Below are 18,878 nucleotides of genomic sequence, written 5' to 3'. Positions count from 1 at the left end.
CGAGTCAGCGTGGAATCCGCAGCAAGGCCGCACTCAGGCCGATAAACACCGCCAGCACGGCCGAACTGAGCATCACCGCGATCAGCCAGCGCTGCCGACCGAAACGCAGTGCCAGCTCATTGCCGAAGATGCTCGCGGGCATGCCAATCAGGGTCACCAGCATCGCCACCCAAGTAGCCGACAGCCAAGGCGCACTGCCTTGCAACTGCCCGGAAAACACCACAAAGGCCACCACCCAGGCGCGCAGGGCAAACAGCTCAAGGTTATGCACCGCATAGGCCAGGCAGTAGGCCGCAACCGCACGGTTTTTCAGCGGGCTCAGGTCCAGCAGTTTGCGCGGTGCATGCTGCACCACCGCCTTGGGCTGCAACCCCCAATAGACCATGGCCCAGGCCAGCAAGGCGCACACGCCACTGAGCAGGGTCGGCAACTGCCAGCCGCCGAATTTGGCCAGCTCGCCGGCGAGGATAAACGACAGCGCCGTGCCCAGGCCGAAGCTCGCCGTATAGAAGGCCACGGCACGGGACTGCGCCGGCCCTTCGATCCGTTCGGACAGCGCCTTGAGCCCCGGCATATAGGTGCCGGCCAGGCCGACGCCCGCCAGCACCCGCCAGGCCAGGGCCGACCAGAAGCCATCGGCGAAGACAAAGCCGGCATTGGCCACGGCGGTCAGCAGCATCGCCGCCAGGTAGATCAGCCGCGCATCGTATTTATCGGTCAGCCCGGTCAGGATCGGCACCGCAACCATATAGCCGAGAAAAAACCCGCCGCCGATCCAGCCCGCCTGAGTGTTGCTCAGCCCCCACAGCGCCTGGAAATCCGGCAGCAAGGCGGCAAACAGAGCAAAGCCGGCCATGCCCAGGGTTTCCGCGCCGCACAGCAGCAGGGTCAGGCGGCGGGCGTTATTCATAACACCCGTCCATCAAAGGCCAGGCTCACGTCGCTCGGCAAGACATCGGGGTGTTCCAACAGCCAGGCGTCGAATGTATGACCAATATGGGTCAGCACGGTCTGCCTTGGCTGGAGGCGCTCGACCACCTCCAGCGCGCGGGTCAGGTCGTTGTGGTTGCGCGGAGCGATGGGTTGCGGTGCGGTGGAGCAGTCCAGCACCAGCAGATCCAGCGGTTGCTTTCGCAGCACCTCGGCACTGGCGTCGGGCACGCCTAGGGTATCGGTGAGGTAGGCGATACGCCGCGCTTGCCCCTCAAGCCCCTGCCCTTCAAATAAGTACCCAAAGGTCGGCTTGGAGTGATTCAGCGGCAGCGCCGTCACGCTCAACTCGCCCAGTTGGCGGCGCTCGAATGCGGCAAACGGCTGGCTGAAATCGAGAATACCGGGGTGTTTGTACAGATCGGCCAAGCCTTGCAGGTCATCCGGGCCATGCACCGGAATCACCAGCCCCTGCCCCCAGCGCAGGTGCAGCAGGCCTTGGGCGTGATCGGCGTGGTAATGGGTTTGCAGGATGCCGCTCAGGCTGTGGGGTGGGAAGCGCTCGCACAGATCGGTCAGGCCGCTGTCGATCAGCCAGCGCTGCGCACCGCATTCAATCAAGGCGCAGCATGGCCCGCGCCGGCGCGCCGGATACACCCGCGCGCTGTCGCAGGCCACGCAGCTGCAGTTATACACCGGCACCTGACGCGCATCGCCGCTGCCGAGCAGGGTCAGGCGCATGCGCGGGGATCGCTAAGCAGTTGCAGCAACTGGGTGACGGTCTGTTCGAGCGGGCCGGAGTTATTCAGCAGCCATTGCGATTCGGCCTCTCCCCTCTCCCCAGCCCTCTCCCCGGAGGGGCGAGGGAGCGGTTGCAGTTCGCGGCTGCGCGCCAGGCGGGCCTCAATCTGCTCGGCGCTTTCCCGTCCGCGCGCTTGCAGGCGCTGCCGCAGGGCCGCTTCATCCACCTGCAGCAGAATTGCCAGTAACTCAGGATAACGCTGGCGGGCCTGGGCCAGGTGGCCGCGCGAGCCATTGACCAGCACGTCCTGGCCCGCCGCCAGCCAGTCGTCGATCTGCCGTGGGATGCCATAGGCCAGGCCGTTGGCGCGCCAGCTCAGGACAAAGGCGCCGGCGGCTTCCTGTTGCTCGAACTCGGCAGGCGCAACGCCGATGGCATCCTCGCCCACCGCTTCGGCCGAGCGGGTAATCACTCGCCGGGCGATCACGCAACCACGTTCGGCCAGGCGCTCGCGCGCGGCATGCAACAGGCTGTCCTTGCCCGAGCCCGAAGGCCCCATCAGATAGATCAACCGGCCGCTCATCAGAACACCCTTTTCGCTTGTCGCCAGACCTGCTGGATCACCGCCTGGCCTCCGTGCACCTGTGCCTGCACCAGGTCGGCACGCAGGCCGACGCGGATTTCGCCACGATCATCCAGCCCTGCCGCCTGTGCCGGCACGCGGCTGACGGTGGCAATCGCCCGCGGCAGATCATAGTCGTTATCCTGCCCGGCCAGCAGCACAGCGGCCTGCAACAGGCTGGCCGGGTAGTAGTCGCTGGAGAGGATATCCAGCACCTCATGGCGGGCCAGCTCGGCGGCGGCAATATTGCCCGAGTGCGAGCCGCCGCGAACGATATTCGGTGCGCCCATCAGCACCTTCAGACCCAGCTCGTGGCTGGCTTTGGCCGCCTCCAGGGTAGTGGGAAATTCGGCGATGGACATGCCGAAGCCCGCCGACTCCTGCACGTGGGCCAGGGTCGCGTCGTCATGACTGGCCAGAGACAGGCCACGGGCGTGGCAATCCGCGACAATCGCGCGACGATGGCGGTCGCTGAACTCCAGGGAGTTAGCCACCTGCTCGCGCACAAAGGCATCCATTTCCGCCTCGCTGAGGTGATATTTGCCCATGTAGTACTCGCGGTATTTGTCTTCCTTGGCGAACTGGCGCTGGCCCGGCGAGTGATCCATCACCGAGACCAGCTGCACCAGCGGGTGCTCGACCAGATCGCGAAACACCGCCAGGCTGTCCGGGTGGCACAGCTCGCAGCGCAGGTGCAGGCGGTGGTCGGCGCGTAGATACCCGGCCGCGGCGGCGTCGGCGATGGCGTCGAGCATGGCCGGCAGTTGCTGCATACGCTTGCCACGCGGGTTGACGTCGCCAATCGCCAGGGCATCGAACACCGTGGTGATGCCGGCCGAGGCGATCTGCGCATCGTGGGTCAGCACCGCCGAGGCCGATGGCCAATCCACCCCCGGCCGTGGGCTCATGTACTTTTCCAGGTTGTCGGTGTGCAGCTCGACCAGGCCGGGTAGCAGGTAATCGCCGCCGAGGTCCTGCGCCTGGGGCAGGCCGCTGACGCCCTCTTGCACCTGAACAATCAGGCCGTCACGCAGCACCAGGGTGCCGACAAACGCCTGCTCGGCGGTGACGATCCTCGCGTTGGTGAAAATCTGCTCAGCTGGCATAGATGTACTCCTGCTGCGCCGTAGCGCTCATGTCCAGAAAGCGCTCGGCCACCGCCTCGCGGGCGGCACGGTCGTGGAAGATGCCGATCAGCGAGCTGCCTGCGGCCTTGGCTTCATCGATCAGCTCCAGCACCACCTGACGGTTGGCGTCGTCCAGCGAGGCGGTGGGTTCGTCCAGCAGCAGCAGCGGCCAGGCGACCATAAAGCCGCGGGCGATATTCACCCGCTGCTGCTCGCCGCCGGAGAAGGTGCCGGGGGCCAACTGCCACAGGGCCTGGGGAATATTCAGGCGACTCAGCAGGCTTTTCGCCCGCGCCTCGGCATCGGCCTTGCGCCAACCACGGGCCAGGGCCGGTTCCATCACCACATCCAGGGTGGCGACCCGGGGAATCACCCGCAGAAACTGGCTGACGTAGCCCAGGGTCTGCCGGCGTACCGCCAGCACCTGGCGCGGCTCGGCGCCGACCAGCTCGACCCATTCGCCGTTGTGCAACACGCGAATGCTGCCGCCAGCGGCCAGGTAATTGCCGTACAGGGTGCGCAGCAAGGTCGACTTGCCGGCGCCGGATTGGCCGTGCAACACCAGGCACTCGCCAGCGCGCACGCTGAAATGCAGCCCGCTCAACACATTCAGCACCACGCCGTGCTGCTGATGCAGGGTGAAGGTCTTGCTGAGGCCGGAGACCTCGATCAGGTTGTTCATACACACCTCGGATTAAACCTGTACCCGTAGGGTGGACATGGCGAAGCCTTGTCCACCGCTGCCAGCCCGTTGGCGGACAAGCCTTCGGCATGTCCGCCCTACCACACAGAGTCTCGTCAGGGCTGCAACACCGACGACACCAGCAACTGCGAATAGGGATGCTGCGGATCATCGAGAATCTGGTCGGTCAGACCGGCCTCGACCACCTGGGAGCGGCGCATCACCATCAGCCGATCCGCGAGCAAGCGCGCCACCGCCAGGTCGTGGGTGACGATCACCACCGCCAGGTCCAGCTCGCGCACCAGCCCGCGCAGCAGATCAAGCAGGCGCGCCTGCACCGACACATCGAGGCCGCCGGTGGGTTCGTCCATAAAGATCAGACGTGGGCTGGAGACCAGGTTGCGGGCGATCTGCAAACGCTGCTGCATGCCGCCGGAGAAGGTGCGCGGCAAGTCGTCGATACGTAGCGGGTCGATCTCCACCTGTTTCAGCCAGCCGATGCCGGCCGCGCGCAGTTCGCCGTAATGGCGCACGCCCTGAGCCATCAGCCGCTCGCCGATATTGGCCCCGGCCGACACGCCCATGCGCAGACCGTCACGCGGGTTCTGCTCGACAAAGCCCCACTCGGTGCGCAGCAGCGTGCGCCGCTGCGCTTCGCTGGCGCTGTACAGATCGAGCCAGTTGCCGGCGCTGTCGCGATAACTGACTGCGCCGCGATCCGGCGGGCAACGCCCAGAGAGCAGGCTGAGCAGGGTCGACTTGCCCGAGCCGGACTCGCCAACAATGCCCAGCACCTCGCCCGGATACAGATCGAAGGACACGCCCTGGCAGCCCGTCTCCGGACCGTACAGGCGGGTCAGGTCACGCACGCTGAACAGCGGCTGCGCCGTGTCGTTGTGCAGGTGCAACTGTTCGGCAGCACTCATTGCGCGCCCTCCTCTTCAAGGTCACGGCGTTGCATGCAGTAATCGGTGTCGGAGCAGACGAAGCGCTTGGTCCCGGCGTCATCGACGATCAGCTCGTCGAGGTAAGAATCCTGGCTGCCGCAGAAGGCACAGCATTCGTCCCAGCGCTGGATCTCGAACGGGTGATCGGCGAAATCCAGGCTCACCACGCGGGTGAACGGCGGCACGGCGTACAGGCGCTTCTCGCGGCCGGCGCCAAACAGCATCAGCGCCGGGCTCATGTGCAGCTTGGGGTTGTCGAATTTGGGGATCGGCGAGGGGTCCATCACGTAGCGCTCATCCACCGTCACCGGGTAGGCGTAGCTGGTGGCGATATGGCCGAAGGTGGCGATGTCCTCGTACAGTTTTACGTGCATCACGCCGTAATCTTCCAGCGCGTGCATGGTGCGGGTCTCGGTTTCCGAGGGCTCGATAAAGCGCAGCGGCTCGGGAATCGGCACCTGATAGACCATGATCTGCTCGCCGGTCAGCGGCGTTTCCGGGATGCGGTGGCGAGTCTGGATCACCGTCGCCTCGGGGGTGCGGGTGGTGGTTTTGACCCCAGCCGTGCGGGCAAAAAAGCGCCGGATCGACACCGCGTTGGTGGTGTCATCCGCGCCCTGATCGATCACTTTGAGCACATCCTCGGCACCGAGAATGGCAGCGGTCAGCTGCATGCCGCCGGTGCCCCAGCCATAGGGCAGCGGCATCTCGCGGCCACCGAACGGCACCTGATAACCGGGGATGGCCACGGCCTTGAGCAGGCCACGGCGGATCATTCTTTTCGTCTGCTCATCGAGATAGGCGAAGTTGTACCCGGCTTCCAGGGCGTGAGTGATCTGGCTTTGGGCATTCATGCGCGTTGCTCCTCGGCGGCCGACTGCTCGCATGTCTGCTTGCGCAGTTTGCGGATCAGCTCCAGCTCGGATTGAAAGTCGACGTAGTGCGGCAATTTCAGGTGCGAGACGAAGCCCGCCGCCTCGACGTTGTCGCAGTGCATCAGCACGAACTCTTCCTGCTGCGCCGGGCCTTCCACCTCTTCGGCGTATTCCGCCGCGCGCAGCGAACGGTCGACCAGGGCCATGCCCATGGCTTTGCGCTCGGCATAGCCGAAGGCCAGGCCGTAGCCACGGGTGAACTGCGCATCGATGCCCTTGCCGCCGACGAACTGGTTGACCATCTCGCACTCGGTCACCTCGATATCGCCCAGCGGCACGGCGAAGCCGAGTTCTTCCGGCTCCAGCCAGACCTCGACTTCGCCGATGCGAATCTCCCCGGCAAACGGGTGATTACGGCCGTAGCCGCGCTGGGTGGAATAACCCAGGGCCAATAGAAAGCCTTCATCACCCCGGGCCAGGGCCTGCAGGCGCTGGGCGCGGCTAGCGGGAAAATCCAGCGGCTCGCGGGTGATATCCGGCACGGTGGCGCGGTCATCCGCCTCGCGGGCCATCAGGCCTTCGTCGGCGAGAAAATCCAGCACCCGCGGGCACGGCGACAGTTCAGCCAGCGGATCGACCTGCGGCCCTGGCTTTTCGCCTTCGGCCAGCAAGGCGAAATCCAGCAGACGGTGGCTGTAGTCGAAGGTCGGGCCGAGCAGCTGGCCGCCTGGCAGGTCCTTGAAGGTGGCCGAAATGCGCCGGGAGAGCTGCATCTGCGTGGTGTCCAGCGCGGAGCTGGCGCCGAAGCGCGGCAGCGTGGTGCGGTAGGCGCGCAGCAGGAAGATCGCCTCCATCAGGTCGCCGGCCGCCTGCTTGATCGCCAATGCAGCCAACTGCGGGTCGTACAGCGAGCCTTCGCTCATGACCCGCGCCACGGCCAGCGGCATTTGCTCGCGCACCTGCTCGACGCTGAGTTCGGGAATCGCGGTATCGCCACGGCGCTTTTTCGCCAGCAGCAAGTGGGCATTGTCGATGGCGCGCTCGCCACCTTTGACGGCGACGTACATCAGGCGGCCTCCTCGGTTTTGACCAGCACGCGGGTGCTGCGCGGCAGGCCGATCACTTGCTCGCCAGCGGCGAAGAAGGCATCCAGGCCACGGGGAAAGGCGCTGCGTGCCTGGCGCTGCTGCCAGAACGCCGCTGGCAGCGGCAGCTCGACGCTGCGTACGTCCTTGATCCCCGGCCCGCGCCAGCGCAGGGCTGCGCCATTGCCGAGGGTATCCAGTTGGATCAGCAGGGTGCAGGACTGGTCCGGGTAGCGCTCGCTGCCATTGTCGAAGGCCGACAGGTCCGTCAGTTCGCTGTCATCGAGCAGGGCAAACAGCGCCAGCTCACGCTCGGCGACAATCGGGCAGCCGCAGTGAAACGCCAGGTTGGCGCGGATCGCTGGGGTGTCGAAACGCGGCGCCAGCCACAGCGGCGTGTCGCCATCGAGAAACGCCAGGCACAGGGCGTAGGTCGCCGGATGCAGATTTTCCAGCGCCAGGGCGCGGTTCAGCGGTTGCACCAGGCCAGGCTCGGCCAGGGCCTTGAGGGCGCTGCGGAAGCTGGTCTGCGCGTCCAGCACCGGGTCGTTGAAGGCCGGTTGCAGCCATTGCGAGCTATTCGCCGCGTTCATCAGTCGTCTCCTCTGACCAGGGTGAAGAATTCCACCTGGGTGGTTGCGGTTTCGGCGGCCTTGGCCGCCTGTTGCGCCTGCTGAGCGGCGGCCAGGGGCTCGATCAGCCGGCTCAGCCAATGCGGCTGCTCGACGCCTTGCAAATGCGCGTCGGCCAGGGCCGCCAGTTCGGCGTGTTGTTTGTCGCGGCCCGCTACGTAGCTGTAACCGGTGCGGCCATCGGCCAGGCGCACCACGCAGCGGGTCACGCTCATTTCGCCGAGGTTGAACGGGCTGCCGGTGCCGCCCATGCGTCCGCGCACCAGGGTCATGCCGATTTCCGGGGCGCGAATCAGGCGGTATTCGGCTTCCTGCAACGCCGACGCGTAGGCCGCCAATTGGCCGCCGGCACGGGCGAGTACACCCATCCAGCGCTGGCGGGTGGCGATCTGTGGATCGTGGGGCATGGTCAAGGTCTCCATCAGGGCGCGACCTGGTACTGGAAGCGGTCGGCGCGGCTGGTCGATAAGGCCAACTCCACCGGCCGCCCGGCCATGTCGCGGGACAAGGTAAGTACGCTGAGCAGCGGCGCGTGTTGCGGCATCAGCAGGCGCGCAGCTTCGTCGCGGCTCGGCAGGCGCGCGCCGATCAGGCTGAAGGTGCGAGTCAGCGGCAGGTCGCGCTCGGCCAGGTAATGGCGCAACGAGCCGCCCCGGTAAGCGGCGAGTAAGGCCACACGGCTGGCGCAGAAGCGGTGACGAATTAGGCTGACCGGCTGACCGTCGAGCAGGCGCAGGGTGCTCAGTTCCAGCACATCGGCGGCGGCGCTCAGTTGCAGGTGCTGGCATTCCTCCTGGGTGGCCGTGCGCTGGCGCCGCTCGAGCAATTGCGCCTCGACCCGATGGCCCAGCGCGGACAGCGAATCGCTGTAGGCGCTGCCAGCTTCCACCGGATAGATCAGCGGCCGGGCCAGCACCCGCGTGCCTTTACCCTGCTGGCGCAGCAGGCGGCCTTCGAGCACCAGTTCATCCACCGCGCGGCGCAGGGTGTGGCGGTTGACCGCGAAACGCGCGGCCAGCTGGATTTCCCCCGGCAGGTAATCGCCGGGTGCCAGCAACTGCACTTCGGCACGCAACACGGCAGCCAGCTCGCGGTACAGCGGTTCGATTTGTCTAGACAAGTGCATGGCGTATTAAGGGCGCCCGCAGGCACCCTGGTCTCCGTCAGATGAACTGTTTGCGCAGGCGCTGCGAGAGGATGTCGATCAGGCTTACCACCAGGATGATCACGATCAGCAAGGCGCAGGTCTGGGCGAACTGGAAGCCGCGAATCGCTTCCCAGAGAATCACCCCAACCCCGCCGGCACCGACCATGCCGACCACCGTGGCCGAGCGCACGTTGGACTCGAAGCGGTACAGCGAGTAGGAAATCCACAGCGGCAGCACTTGCGGGATGACGCCGAAGATCACCTCCTGCATGGCGCTGGCGCCGGTGGCGCGCACCCCTTCGACCGGCCCCGGATCGATGGCCTCGACCGCCTCGGCGAACAGCTTGGCGAGCACCCCGGTGGTGCCGATAAACAGTGCCAACACCCCGGCGAACGGGCCTAGGCCGACGGCCACCACAAAGAGCATGGCGAAGACCATTTCGTTGATCGACCGGCAGGCGTCCATCACCCGACGCACCGGCTGATACACCCACCACGGCACGATATTGGCGGAACACAGGATGCCCAGCGGAATCGCGCAGACGATCGCCAGCACCGTGCCCCACAAGGCGATCTGCACGGTGACGATCATCTCCTTGAGGTACAGCTCCCAGTTGCTGAAGTCCGGCGGAAAGAAGTCTGCGGCGAAGGTCGCCATGTTGCTGGAGTCGCGGATCAGGCCGAGCGGGTTCATCTCGGCGCCCTGCCAGGACCAGGCCAGCATCGCGAAGAACAGGCCCCAACCGAGCAACTGCGGCCAGGAGCGTTTGCCGCTGGCATCGAGGGTGGAGGTGGACATCAGGGTGGTCATAACGCTCTCTCGATAAAAACGACGGGGTCAGTCGCCCGGCCCTGGTGGACCAGGCGACTGGCGCGATCAGCCAGCGCTGGCGGCGTTCTGTTGCTCACGCTCGGCCATGCGCTGTTCCAGCTTGGCCAGTTGCTCGTCCAGCGCCTGCAACTTGGCCTGCTTGTCGGCGTCGGACAGCTTGGTGTTGTTGGCCACTTCGCTGCGCTGCTTGAACAGTTCGAGCTGACGGATCGGCAGGAGCTGCTCATCGTCGGAGGCGCGGAACTTGCCCCACTGCAGACCTTCCAGAACCTTCAGCTCGGCGGGCTGGTCGCCGTAGGTCATGAAGAACTCGCGCAGCTTGATTTTGTCTTCGGCGCTGAGGTTCTTGCGCCAGACCATCGGGTCGGACGGGATCAGCGGCGAGGTCCAGATCACTTTCAGCTGCGCGGCTTTGTCCGGCGCGGTGATTTCCAGACGTTCCATGCCCTCGCTGTTGAAGGTGCCGACATCGACCTGCTTGTTGGCCACCGACAGCGCGTTGACCTCATGGCTGCCGTTCAGCGCGCGTTTGAAGATCTTGTTGGCATCGACATTGTTCTGCGCGAACACGTAGTAACCGGGCACCAGATAACCCGAAGTGGAGTTCGGATCGCCGTTGGCGAAAGTCAGGTTCTTGGCGTTTTTCAGCATGTCCGCGATCGAATTGAGCGGGCTGTCCTGGTGCGCCACCATCAGGCTGTAATAACCCTGGGAGCCGTTGGCTGCGACGGTCTGGGCGAATACCTCGCCACCGGCGCGATCCACCGCTTCCATCGCTGCCTTGTTGCCGTACCAGGCCACGTCGACCTTGTCGAAGCGCATGCCCTGGATGATCCCGGCGTAGTCCGGGGCGAAGAAGGCATTGATCTTCATGCCGGTCTGCTTGCTCATGTCGGCGAGGAACGGGTCCCAAGTACCCTTGAGGTTCTGCGACGACTCGGTGGAAATGATGCCGAAATTGATTTCCTGCTCGGCGGCCTGGGCGCTGCCCAGAATCGAGCCGGTCAGCAGTGCCGAGGCGGCGAGAACGTGACTGATGCGTTTAAACATGCAAAGCACTCCTGTTGCGGGTTGGCGTTCGGAAATAAGGCGGAGGCTGCGGCGATCAGGCTTTGGCCAGGGTCAGCGGCACATCCTGTGGACGCTGGCGGCGCGGCTTATCAACCAGCAGGCTGGTATCGAGGTCGGCGCCGTAGAGGTCATTGAGGAAATTCGGGTTGAGGTCGACGGTCGGCCCGTCGAAATGGATGCGTCCGCCCTTCAAGGCCACGGCGCGCTGGCAATAACGCGTGGCGTAGTCGACCTGATGCAGGGTGACCACCACGGTGGTGCCGTCTTCGCGGTTGATGTCGGCGAGAATCTGCATGACCTTGCGCGCCGACTCGGGGTCCAGCGAGGCAATCGGCTCGTCGGCCAGAATCACCTTGGCGCGTTGGCACAGGGCACGGGCAATCGCTACGCGCTGCTGCTGGCCGCCGGACAGCGTCGAGGCGCGCTGCATGGCCAGATCGGCCAGGCCGACACGCTTCAGGGCATGCAGCGCACGCTGCTTTTCTTCAACGGTGAACAGGCCCAAGGTGCCGCGCCAGCGTGGCGTACGGCCCAGGCAGCCAAGCAATACGTTCTGTACTACGCTCAAGCGACCGACCAGATTGAATTGCTGGAAGATGTACCCAATATCCGCGCGTAGTCGACGCACATCGCTACTCAAGCGCCCTTGAGCCTGCACCTCGCGGCCCAACACGTGAATGCGTCCAGCGCCGCTGCGATCGCCACAGGCCAGACCCGCGACATGCCGCAACAAGGTCGACTTGCCGGAGCCCGATGCGCCGATCAACGCGACCATTTCACCTGGTTGCACGGACAAGGCCAGGTCGTACAGCGCCTGTTTGCGGCCGAACGTTTTGTTCAGACTCTCAACGCGGATCACTGCATTCATGGGATGCCCTCTTATTAACGGTTACTCGGCGACGCCAGGCCGCCATCTGCCAGGCTGCTCGCTGGTGTAGACCAAGGTAGGCAAATCCTGTGTCAGCCCCGTTAATGAGCCATGACGCTTAAGTGACGATTGCTTGAAGGTTTTGCTGAAGCGGTGAACGAAATGTCCAGTTTGTGTCCAATGACACGCATTTCTGACAACCGGTGCTGGCAAAAAGCCTGCACCTTAGTCAAAATGCGACACGTAATTGGCGTCAATGAATTGTTTAGGTGACCGCAAGGTCATAAACGACGCGAATGGCGATTCTGGTTGAACGGCTAGTGCTAAAGATGGTCAAACCGGTGACAATCCTGCAGCTCAATGCCAGCATCGCTTCCCTGAACTAACCGGTTTAATGTATGCGCCCTATGAAACAGGCTATTTATTCCAGCCGTACGGCTGACAAGTTCGTCGTTCGCTTGCCCGATGGCATGCGCGAGCGCATCGCTGATGTAGCGCGTAATCATCACCGCAGCATGAACTCGGAGATCATCGCCCGCCTCGAGCAGAGCATGCTCCAAGAGGGCACGCTGGGTGACGATCTTGAAGTGCGCCTAGACAGCCCCGAGTTGTCTTTGCATGAGCGTGAGCTGCTGCAACGCTTCCGCCAGCTGTCGCGTCGTCAACAGAATGCCCTGGTGGCATTGATTGCCCATGACGCCGAAATGGCTGCTGAAGAAGCGTAAATGTCAGCAATAAAAAAACCGGCTTCTGGCCGGTTTTTTTGTGTGCCCGAAAAGGCTGCCTAACCTGGCAGCTTTTTCGGGCGGCATGCATCAGCCGATAAAGCTGAGCAGCACCCCCGCCGCCACCGCCGAACCGATCACCCCGGCCACGTTCGGCCCCATGGCATGCATCAACAGGAAGTTCTGCGGGTTGGCTTCCAGGCCAACCTTGTTCGACACCCGCGCCGCCATTGGCACCGCCGATACGCCAGCCGAACCGATCAACGGGTTGATCTTGTTATCGCTGAACAGGTTCATCAGCTTGGCCATCAACACCCCTGCCGCCGTGCCGCCACAGAACGCGACCATGCCCAACACCAGAATACCCAGGGTCTTCAGCTGCAAGAAGGATTCGGCCGACAGCTTGGAGCCGACCGTCAGGCCCAGAGCAATGGTGACGATATTGATCAGCGCGTTGCGCGAGGTATCGGCCAACCGCTCGACTACCCCGGCCTCGCGCAGCAGGTTGCCGAAGGCGAACATACCCACCAGCGGCGCGGCATCTGGCAGCAGCATGCCGACCAGCAGGCACAGCACCAGCGGAAAGACGATTTTCTCGACCTGGCTGACATGCCGCAGTTGCTGCATGACGATGGCGCGCTCTTCCTTGGTGGTCAGCGCCCGCATGATCGGCGGCTGAATCAGCGGCACCAGGGCCATGTACGAATACGCCGCCACGGCAATCGGGCCGAGCAAATCGGGCGCCAACTTGGAGGTGACGAAGATCGACGTCGGGCCATCGGCACCGCCGATAATCGCAATCGACGCCGCTTCGCGCAGGGTGAATTCCAGGCCAGGAATGCCCAGCGAGGTCAGCGCCAATGCACCGATCAACGTCCCGAAGATGCCGAACTGCGCGGCCGCCCCCAGGAACAAGGTCTTCGGGTTGGCCAGCATCGGACCGAAATCGGTCATCGCCCCGACGCCCATGAAAATCAGCAACGGGAACACACTGGTCGGCAGACCCACCTCATAGAACAGGTGCAAAATCCCACTGCCTTCGGCCATCCCGGCCACCGGAATGTTCGCCAGCAAACCGCCGAAGCCAATCGGGATCAGCAGCAGCGGCTCGAAGCCTTTTCTGATCGCCAGGTAGATCAGGCCCAGGCAAATCACCATCATCAACGCCTGCCCTGGCTCGATGTGATACAGACCCGTGCTTTGCCACAACTTGAGGAGCTTCTCCATGAATTCCGTCCTCAGCCAATGGTCAGCAGGCTGTCGCCCACCGCCACCGAATCGCCCACCTTGACGTTAACCGCGCCGACAGTACCGGCCTTGAACGCACGGATCTCGGTTTCCATCTTCATCGCCTCGAGGATGATCACCAACTGCCCGTCCTCGACCACCTCGCCTGGCTGCACCAAGACCTTGAAGATGTTGCCCGCCAGCGGCGCCGCTTGCGGCTCACCAGCCCCCGCCGGCGCGGCGATAACCGCGGCAGGCGTAGCGCTACCCAGCGGCTTGATGCCGTCGATATCGCCGCCCTCATTGACCTGCACCACGTAGGACTTGCCGCTGACTTCGACGGTGTAGACCTCAGGCTTGCCGGCCTCGCGAGACGGCGCATCCTTACCGTTCGGGGTCGGCTCGAAGGCTGCCGGGTTACCGCGATTTTCCAGAAACTTCAGACCGATCTGCGGGAACAGCGCATAGGTCAGCACGTCATCGATTTCGTCCTTGGCCAGCGTGATGCCTTTCTCCTCGGCAAGGCCCTTGAGCTCAGCGGTCAAGCGGTGCATTTCCGCACTGAGCAGATCGGCCGGGCGGCAGGTAATCGCTTGAGCACCATCCAGCACGCGGGCTTGCAGCGCCGAGTTGAACGGCGCGGGGGCCGCACCGTATTCACCCTTGAGCACGCCGGCGGTTTCCTTGGTGATCGACTTGTAGCGCTCGCCGGTGAGCACGTTAATCACCGCCTGGGTGCCGACAATCTGCGAGGTCGGCGTCACCAGCGGGATAAAGCCGAGGTCTTCGCGCACCCGCGGGATCTCCGCCAGCACGTCGTCGAACTTATCCTGGGCGCCTTGTTCTTTCAGCTGGCTCTCCATATTGGTGAGCATGCCGCCCGGCACCTGGGCGACCAGGATGCGCGAATCGACGCCTTTGAGGTTGCCCTCGAACTTGGCGTACTTCTTCCGCACTTCGCGGAAGTAGGCGGCGATTTCTTCGAGCAGCTCCAGGTTCAGCCCGGTGTCGCGCTCGGAGCCCTGGAAGATCGCCACCACCGACTCAGTCGGCGAATGGCCGTAGGTCATCGACAGCGAGGAAATTGCGGTGTCGACGTTGTCGATACCGGCTTCCACGGCCTTGAGAATGGCCGCGGTGGAGAGGCCGGCAGTCGCATGGCACTGCATGTGAATGGGGATCGACAGACTGGCCTTGAGGCGCGATACCAACTCGAACGCGATGTACGGGTTGAGGATGCCAGCCATGTCCTTGATCGCCACCGAATCGGCGCCCATGTCTTCGATCTGCTTGGCCAGATCGACCCACATTTCCAGGGTATGCACCGGGCTGGTGGTGTAGGAAATCGTGCCCTGGGCATGCTTGCCCTGCTGCTTGACCGCCTTCAGCGCAGTCTGCAGGTTGCGCGGATCGTTCATCGCATCGAACACACGGAACACATCGACGCCATTGACCGCGGCGCGCTCGACGAACTTTTCCACCACGTCATCGGCGTAGTGGCGGTAGCCCAGCAAATTCTGTCCGCGCAGGAGCATTTGCTGACGGGTATTGGGCATGGCCTTCTTCAGCTCGCGGATACGATGCCAAGGGTCTTCGCCGAGGTAACGGATACAGGCATCGAAGGTCGCGCCGCCCCAGGACTCTACCGACCAAAAGCCCACCTGGTCGAGTTTGGGCGCGATCGGCAGCATGTCTTCCAAACGTACGCGAGTCGCCAGAATCGATTGATGGGCATCGCGCAGCACCACATCGGTAATGCCCAGCGTTTTTTTCGCAGCAGTCATATGCAAACTCCCTGACAAACCTGGATCAACCGCGGCGCGCGCGGTGTTGATGAATGGCGGCCTGAATCGCGGCCAGCACCGCGGGCTCAGGTTGCTCGACGAGTTGGGTCGGCGCCGGCACAACGGCCGCACGCGATGCGGCCGGCGGCGCGAAGCGCTCGATCAACCGCGCCATCAGGCGAATCGCCAGAATCAGTAGAGCCAGGAAGAGAAACACGGAACCCATGCCAAACAGCATGAGCTCGACGCCCTCGAGCAGGAGTTGACTGGGGGTCATGGTGGCTCCTTATAACGGCGTCTCAGGGGACGCGTTTTCTTTTATTAGAGGAGTCGCCCGGGCACAGCCGGGCAGAGCTGGCGAACCTTAGCGTGAAACAAGCGTTTGAAGCAAACCTTCAGATCGCCACACCAGAGTTGTTCGCAGAGCATCGCGCCACGAGCCACCACAGCCCATGACGCGCAATAACCAAGGGCTAAAGCAGGAACAACGACGCCATTCCCAAGAAGATAAAGAAACCACCGCTGTCGGTCACCGCGGTGATCATCACGCTGGCGCCCATCGCCGGGTCGCGCCCCATACGCACCAGAGTCATCGGAATGAGCACGCCCATCAGCGCGGCAAGCAGTAGGTTCAGGGTCATTGCCGCCGTCATCACCAGACCCAGCGACCAGCTGTCGTAGAGCAGGTAGGCAACCACACCGATCACCCCTCCCCACACCACACCATTGACCAAGGCGACACCGAGCTCCTTACGGATCAAGCGCGCCGTGTTACCGGTACTGACCTGATCCAGCGCCATGGCACGGACGATCATGGTGATGGTCTGGTTGCCCGAATTGCCGCCAATCCCGGCCACAATCGGCATCAAGGCGGCCAGCGCCACCAGTTTCTCGATCGACCCCTCGAACAAGCCGATCACCCGTGAAGCCAGAAACGCAGTGATCAGGTTGATCGCCAGCCAGGCCCAGCGGTTACGCAGCGATTTCCACACCGAGGCGAAGATATCTTCTTCCTCGCGCAGACCCGCCATGTTGAGCACTTCGCTTTCGCTTTCCTCACGGATCAGGTCGACCATTTCATCGATGGTCAGGCGGCCGATCAACTTGCCGTTTTTGTCCACCACCGGCGAGGAAATCAGGTCGTAACGCTCAAATGCCTGCGCCGCGTCATAACCGTCTTCGTCCGGGTGGAAACTCACCGGATCGGTGGCCATTACCTCACTGACCAGCTTTTCCGGATCGTTGACCAGCAAACGCTTGACCGGCAACACGCCCTTGAGCACGCCGTCGTAGTCGACCACGAACAGTTTGTCGGTATGCCCTGGCAGCTCCTTGAGCCGGCGCAGATAACGCAACACCACTTCCAAGCTGACATCTTCACGGATGGTGACCATCTCGAAGTCCATCAGCGCGCCGACCTGGTCCTCTTCATAAGACAAGGCCGAACGTACCCGCTCGCGCTGCTGCGCATCGAGGGTTTCCATCAACTCATGCACGACATCGCGCGGCAACTCAGGCGCCAAGTCCGCCAACTCGTCGGCATCCATGTCCTTGGCCGCCGCGAGAATCTCGTGGTCGTCCATGTCGGCGATCAGCGTTTCGCGGACTGCGTCGGATACTTCGAGAAGGATGTCGCCGTCGCGCTCGGCCTTGACCAACTGCCAAACCGTCAAACGGTCATTCAGCGGCAACGCTTCGAGGATGTGGGCGACGTCGGCAGAGTGCAGGTCATCGAGCTTGCGTTGCAGCTCGGCGAGATTCTGCCGATGCACCAGGTTTTCCACCCGGTCATGATGCTGGCCTTCCTGACGATGCGTCAGGTCTTCGACCAGGCGGTGCCGATGCAGCAATTCAACCACCTGAGCGAGGCGGTCCTGCAGGCTTTCTTGCGGTTTTTTAGCTTCTACTTCAGTCATGGCGCGCTCCACCCCCAGCGACGGCGCGCGCCACAGAGGGTCAATCAGTCAATACGCGATTGCACAATCGGGATTCAAAGTAACTACTGGGTAAGTCCATGGTGGTATTCCACAAGCCCCGGCGGGGCTGACGCGGCAGATGATAACACCGCGCGCTCGCTTTGCACGTGACAAAAACTAGGCAAGAACAAGCGCTTGCACCACAAACTTGAGCACGGCTTATAAATATGCACATACGACGCCGAAGGCGCAGTGCAGGGCACCACTGGCAGATAAAAACTCATCGACTAAGCTTGCTGGGCGACCGTCATGGAGGACGTTTCGATGCATGGACTGCACTGCGCAGCTGTCTGCGCCATTCTGCTCTGCCCCACCCCGCTACTGGCCTCGAGCGTATTTCGCTGCGAAGACGCCAACGGCCACATCACGTTCACCCAGCAAGGCTGCCCCACCGAGCAGGATCAATACCTGCAAGACGCCTACAACCCAACACCCGGCAGCGGCAAACCTGTGCCTTTGGCGAAAACCGGCAAACCGGCACGCGGCAAAGCCGCGGAAAACAGCAGCGCACTGGTGGTAGTCGGCGAACGGCAGGATGGTTGCGGCAATCGCATCACTGGCCGCGAACGCCGTGACGCCATCATCAAACAACAGGTGCGCAGCGGCATGACCCAGGCAGACGTGGAAAGCACGCTGGGTACGCCGCAGCGCACCAGCAGCCAGAATGGCCAAACGCGTTACCACTACCGCGACCGGCAAGGTAACAGCCGCAATGTGAGCTTCGACGAAGACGGCTGCGTCAAAGGCAAACGCTAGCAGACAAAACCGCCAGACAAAGAAAAAGGGCCTGCATCGCTGCAGGCCCTTCTTTAATGGTGCACTCAGGAGGATTCGAACCTCCGACCGCTCGGTTCGTAGCCGAGTACTCTATCCAGCTGAGCTATGAGTGCATTCGGCGCTTTTAAACCAGATCACCACTGGCTGAAACAAAATGGCCTGCATTGCTGCAAGCCATTTCAAATATGGTGCACTCAGGAGGATTCGAACCTCCGACCGCTCGGTTCGTAGCCGAGTACTCTATCCAGCTGAGCTATGAGTGCAACAAGCGTGCGCATTATAAGGAGTCAAATCTGATAATCAAGCATTAAATCGAGCAGTTTCAATAACTTATCGCTCTAACGCAGGTATCGAACCTTACAACACAAAATATGGCGGAGAAGGGGGGATTCGAACCCCCGACACCCTTTTGAGGTGTACTCCCTTAGCAGGGGAGCGCCTTCGGCCACTCGGCCACCTCTCCGCAACACGGGGCGCATGATAACCATGTTTTCCCCGTTTGCAAAGCCAAAATTTCGATAAAAATTAGTGGCTTGGTTCTTCGCCTTTCTCTTTCTGAATACGCTGGTAAATCTCCTCACGGTGCACCGCAACCTCCTTCGGCGCGTTAACGCCAATGCGCACCTGGTTACCTTTCACGCCCAACACGGTGACAGTGACTTCGTCACCCACCATCAGGGTCTCTCCGACCCGGCGAGTCAGAATCAGCATTCCTTTCTCCTTACGGATTTCAGTTCAGGACAACAGTCTGCAAAAAAGAAAATGATGGCAGCTCCACACATCTTAAGCGGAGCCTCCACCCAAGTATTGACCAGTGTGGGCAGAAAGA

Annotated in this window: 21 protein-coding genes and 3 tRNA genes; 2 read left to right on the top strand and 22 right to left on the bottom strand. The window is 62.8% G+C overall.

The features are described 5' to 3' along the window. Nucleotides 1-4 precede the first annotated feature (4 nt). The 14 genes from B3M58_RS13650 to phnC form a co-directional block, all read right to left on the bottom strand. Nucleotides 5-910 carry an MFS transporter gene (locus B3M58_RS13650; RefSeq protein ID WP_296219856.1) on the bottom strand — a complete coding sequence of 302 codons (906 nt, stop codon included), beginning with the start codon at nucleotides 908-910 and terminating at the stop codon, nucleotides 5-7. Then, nucleotides 907-1,671, bottom strand: a complete 765-nt coding sequence (phnP, locus tag B3M58_RS13645; RefSeq protein ID WP_296219855.1) for a phosphonate metabolism protein PhnP — start codon at nucleotides 1,669-1,671, stop codon at nucleotides 907-909. The genes B3M58_RS13650 and phnP overlap by 4 nt, the downstream gene beginning before the upstream one ends. Then, nucleotides 1,662-2,255 (bottom strand): phosphonate metabolism protein/1,5-bisphosphokinase (PRPP-forming) PhnN, encoded by a 594-nt coding sequence (gene phnN / locus B3M58_RS13640; RefSeq protein ID WP_296219854.1) that lies wholly within the window; start codon nucleotides 2,253-2,255, stop codon nucleotides 1,662-1,664. The genes phnP and phnN overlap by 10 nt, the downstream gene beginning before the upstream one ends. Continuing rightward, on the bottom strand, nucleotides 2,255-3,400 hold the full coding sequence (locus B3M58_RS13635; protein WP_296219852.1) for an alpha-D-ribose 1-methylphosphonate 5-triphosphate diphosphatase: 1,146 nt from the start codon (nucleotides 3,398-3,400) through the stop codon (nucleotides 2,255-2,257). Before B3M58_RS13635 ends, phnN begins: the two co-directional genes overlap by 1 nt. Continuing rightward, the gene (gene phnL / locus B3M58_RS13630; RefSeq protein ID WP_296219851.1) at nucleotides 3,390-4,103 is read right to left on the bottom strand and encodes a phosphonate C-P lyase system protein PhnL; all 714 of its coding nucleotides are present in this window, start codon (nucleotides 4,101-4,103) and stop codon (nucleotides 3,390-3,392) included. Before phnL ends, B3M58_RS13635 begins: the two co-directional genes overlap by 11 nt. A 116-nt stretch (nucleotides 4,104-4,219) precedes the next feature. Continuing rightward, on the bottom strand, nucleotides 4,220-5,029 hold the full coding sequence (gene phnK, locus B3M58_RS13625) for a phosphonate C-P lyase system protein PhnK (protein WP_296219850.1): 810 nt from the start codon (nucleotides 5,027-5,029) through the stop codon (nucleotides 4,220-4,222). Next, nucleotides 5,026-5,904: an alpha-D-ribose 1-methylphosphonate 5-phosphate C-P-lyase PhnJ gene (locus B3M58_RS13620; RefSeq protein ID WP_296219848.1), complete on the bottom strand. Its 879-nt coding sequence runs from the start codon at nucleotides 5,902-5,904 to the stop codon at nucleotides 5,026-5,028. The genes phnK and B3M58_RS13620 overlap by 4 nt, the downstream gene beginning before the upstream one ends. Then, a complete protein-coding gene (locus B3M58_RS13615) occupies nucleotides 5,901-6,992 on the bottom strand; it encodes a carbon-phosphorus lyase complex subunit PhnI (RefSeq protein WP_296219846.1) in 1,092 nt (363 codons plus the stop codon). Before B3M58_RS13615 ends, B3M58_RS13620 begins: the two co-directional genes overlap by 4 nt. After that, nucleotides 6,992-7,603, bottom strand: coding sequence for a phosphonate C-P lyase system protein PhnH (phnH, locus tag B3M58_RS13610; RefSeq protein ID WP_296219845.1), 612 nt, complete (start codon nucleotides 7,601-7,603; stop codon nucleotides 6,992-6,994). The genes B3M58_RS13615 and phnH overlap by 1 nt, the downstream gene beginning before the upstream one ends. After that, complete coding sequence (gene phnG, locus B3M58_RS13605) at nucleotides 7,603-8,049, bottom strand: phosphonate C-P lyase system protein PhnG (protein ID WP_296219844.1); 447 nt, start codon at nucleotides 8,047-8,049, stop codon at nucleotides 7,603-7,605. Before phnG ends, phnH begins: the two co-directional genes overlap by 1 nt. Nucleotides 8,050-8,063: 14 nt before the next feature. Continuing rightward, nucleotides 8,064-8,768, bottom strand: coding sequence for a phosphonate metabolism transcriptional regulator PhnF (gene phnF / locus B3M58_RS13600; RefSeq protein ID WP_296219842.1), 705 nt, complete (start codon nucleotides 8,766-8,768; stop codon nucleotides 8,064-8,066). Nucleotides 8,769-8,805: 37 nt separating this feature from the next. After that, nucleotides 8,806-9,600, bottom strand: coding sequence for a phosphonate ABC transporter, permease protein PhnE (phnE, locus tag B3M58_RS13595; RefSeq protein ID WP_296219840.1), 795 nt, complete (start codon nucleotides 9,598-9,600; stop codon nucleotides 8,806-8,808). Between the two features lie 66 nt (nucleotides 9,601-9,666). Then, nucleotides 9,667-10,671 carry a phosphonate ABC transporter substrate-binding protein gene (gene phnD / locus B3M58_RS13590; RefSeq protein ID WP_296219839.1) on the bottom strand — a complete coding sequence of 335 codons (1,005 nt, stop codon included), beginning with the start codon at nucleotides 10,669-10,671 and terminating at the stop codon, nucleotides 9,667-9,669. A 55-nt stretch (nucleotides 10,672-10,726) separates the two neighbouring features. Further along, nucleotides 10,727-11,560, bottom strand: coding sequence for a phosphonate ABC transporter ATP-binding protein (gene phnC / locus B3M58_RS13585; protein WP_296219837.1), 834 nt, complete (start codon nucleotides 11,558-11,560; stop codon nucleotides 10,727-10,729). A gap of 398 nt (nucleotides 11,561-11,958) precedes the next feature. Here phnC and B3M58_RS13580 point away from each other — a divergent pair, with 398 nt between their 5' ends. Continuing rightward, on the top strand, nucleotides 11,959-12,285 hold the full coding sequence (locus tag B3M58_RS13580; protein WP_296219836.1) for an Arc family DNA-binding protein: 327 nt from the start codon (nucleotides 11,959-11,961) through the stop codon (nucleotides 12,283-12,285). Nucleotides 12,286-12,375: 90 nt separating this feature from the next. On the opposite strand, the gene B3M58_RS13575 is transcribed toward B3M58_RS13580, so the two are convergent. The 4 genes from B3M58_RS13575 to mgtE all read right to left on the bottom strand — a co-directional run bounded on the left by B3M58_RS13575 (nucleotide 12,376) and on the right by mgtE (nucleotide 17,212). Then, nucleotides 12,376-13,512, bottom strand: coding sequence for a sodium ion-translocating decarboxylase subunit beta (locus tag B3M58_RS13575; RefSeq protein ID WP_296219835.1), 1,137 nt, complete (start codon nucleotides 13,510-13,512; stop codon nucleotides 12,376-12,378). Nucleotides 13,513-13,523: 11 nt separating this feature from the next. Next, nucleotides 13,524-15,296, bottom strand: coding sequence for a sodium-extruding oxaloacetate decarboxylase subunit alpha (gene oadA / locus B3M58_RS13570; protein WP_296219833.1), 1,773 nt, complete (start codon nucleotides 15,294-15,296; stop codon nucleotides 13,524-13,526). Between the two features lie 25 nt (nucleotides 15,297-15,321). Next, the gene (locus B3M58_RS13565) at nucleotides 15,322-15,573 is read right to left on the bottom strand and encodes an OadG family protein (RefSeq protein ID WP_296219832.1); all 252 of its coding nucleotides are present in this window, start codon (nucleotides 15,571-15,573) and stop codon (nucleotides 15,322-15,324) included. Between the two features lie 196 nt (nucleotides 15,574-15,769). Continuing rightward, a complete protein-coding gene (mgtE, locus tag B3M58_RS13560) occupies nucleotides 15,770-17,212 on the bottom strand; it encodes a magnesium transporter (RefSeq protein WP_296219830.1) in 1,443 nt (480 codons plus the stop codon). Nucleotides 17,213-17,536: 324 nt separating this feature from the next. Here mgtE and B3M58_RS13555 point away from each other — a divergent pair, with 324 nt between their 5' ends. Then, nucleotides 17,537-18,028 (top strand): DUF4124 domain-containing protein, encoded by a 492-nt coding sequence (locus B3M58_RS13555; RefSeq protein WP_296219828.1) that lies wholly within the window; start codon nucleotides 17,537-17,539, stop codon nucleotides 18,026-18,028. A 57-nt stretch (nucleotides 18,029-18,085) separates the two neighbouring features. Here B3M58_RS13555 and B3M58_RS13550 read toward each other — a convergent pair. The 4 genes from B3M58_RS13550 to csrA form a co-directional block, all read right to left on the bottom strand. After that, nucleotides 18,086-18,162: transfer RNA gene (locus tag B3M58_RS13550), tRNA-Arg, on the bottom strand. A gap of 73 nt (nucleotides 18,163-18,235) precedes the next feature. Further along, nucleotides 18,236-18,312 (bottom strand) — tRNA-Arg (locus B3M58_RS13545). Between the two features lie 109 nt (nucleotides 18,313-18,421). Continuing rightward, nucleotides 18,422-18,512 (bottom strand) — tRNA-Ser (locus B3M58_RS13540). Nucleotides 18,513-18,574: 62 nt separating this feature from the next. Continuing rightward, nucleotides 18,575-18,760, bottom strand: coding sequence for a carbon storage regulator CsrA (csrA, locus tag B3M58_RS13535; RefSeq protein ID WP_025165378.1), 186 nt, complete (start codon nucleotides 18,758-18,760; stop codon nucleotides 18,575-18,577). Nucleotides 18,761-18,878 lie beyond the last annotated feature (118 nt).

The organism is Pseudomonas sp. UBA2684, from assembly GCA_002354655.1.
Taxonomy (GTDB): domain Bacteria; phylum Pseudomonadota; class Gammaproteobacteria; order Pseudomonadales; family Pseudomonadaceae; genus Aquipseudomonas.
The sequence above is the reverse complement of the archived record's forward strand: the minus strand, read 5'-3'. Positions and strand labels throughout refer to the sequence as shown.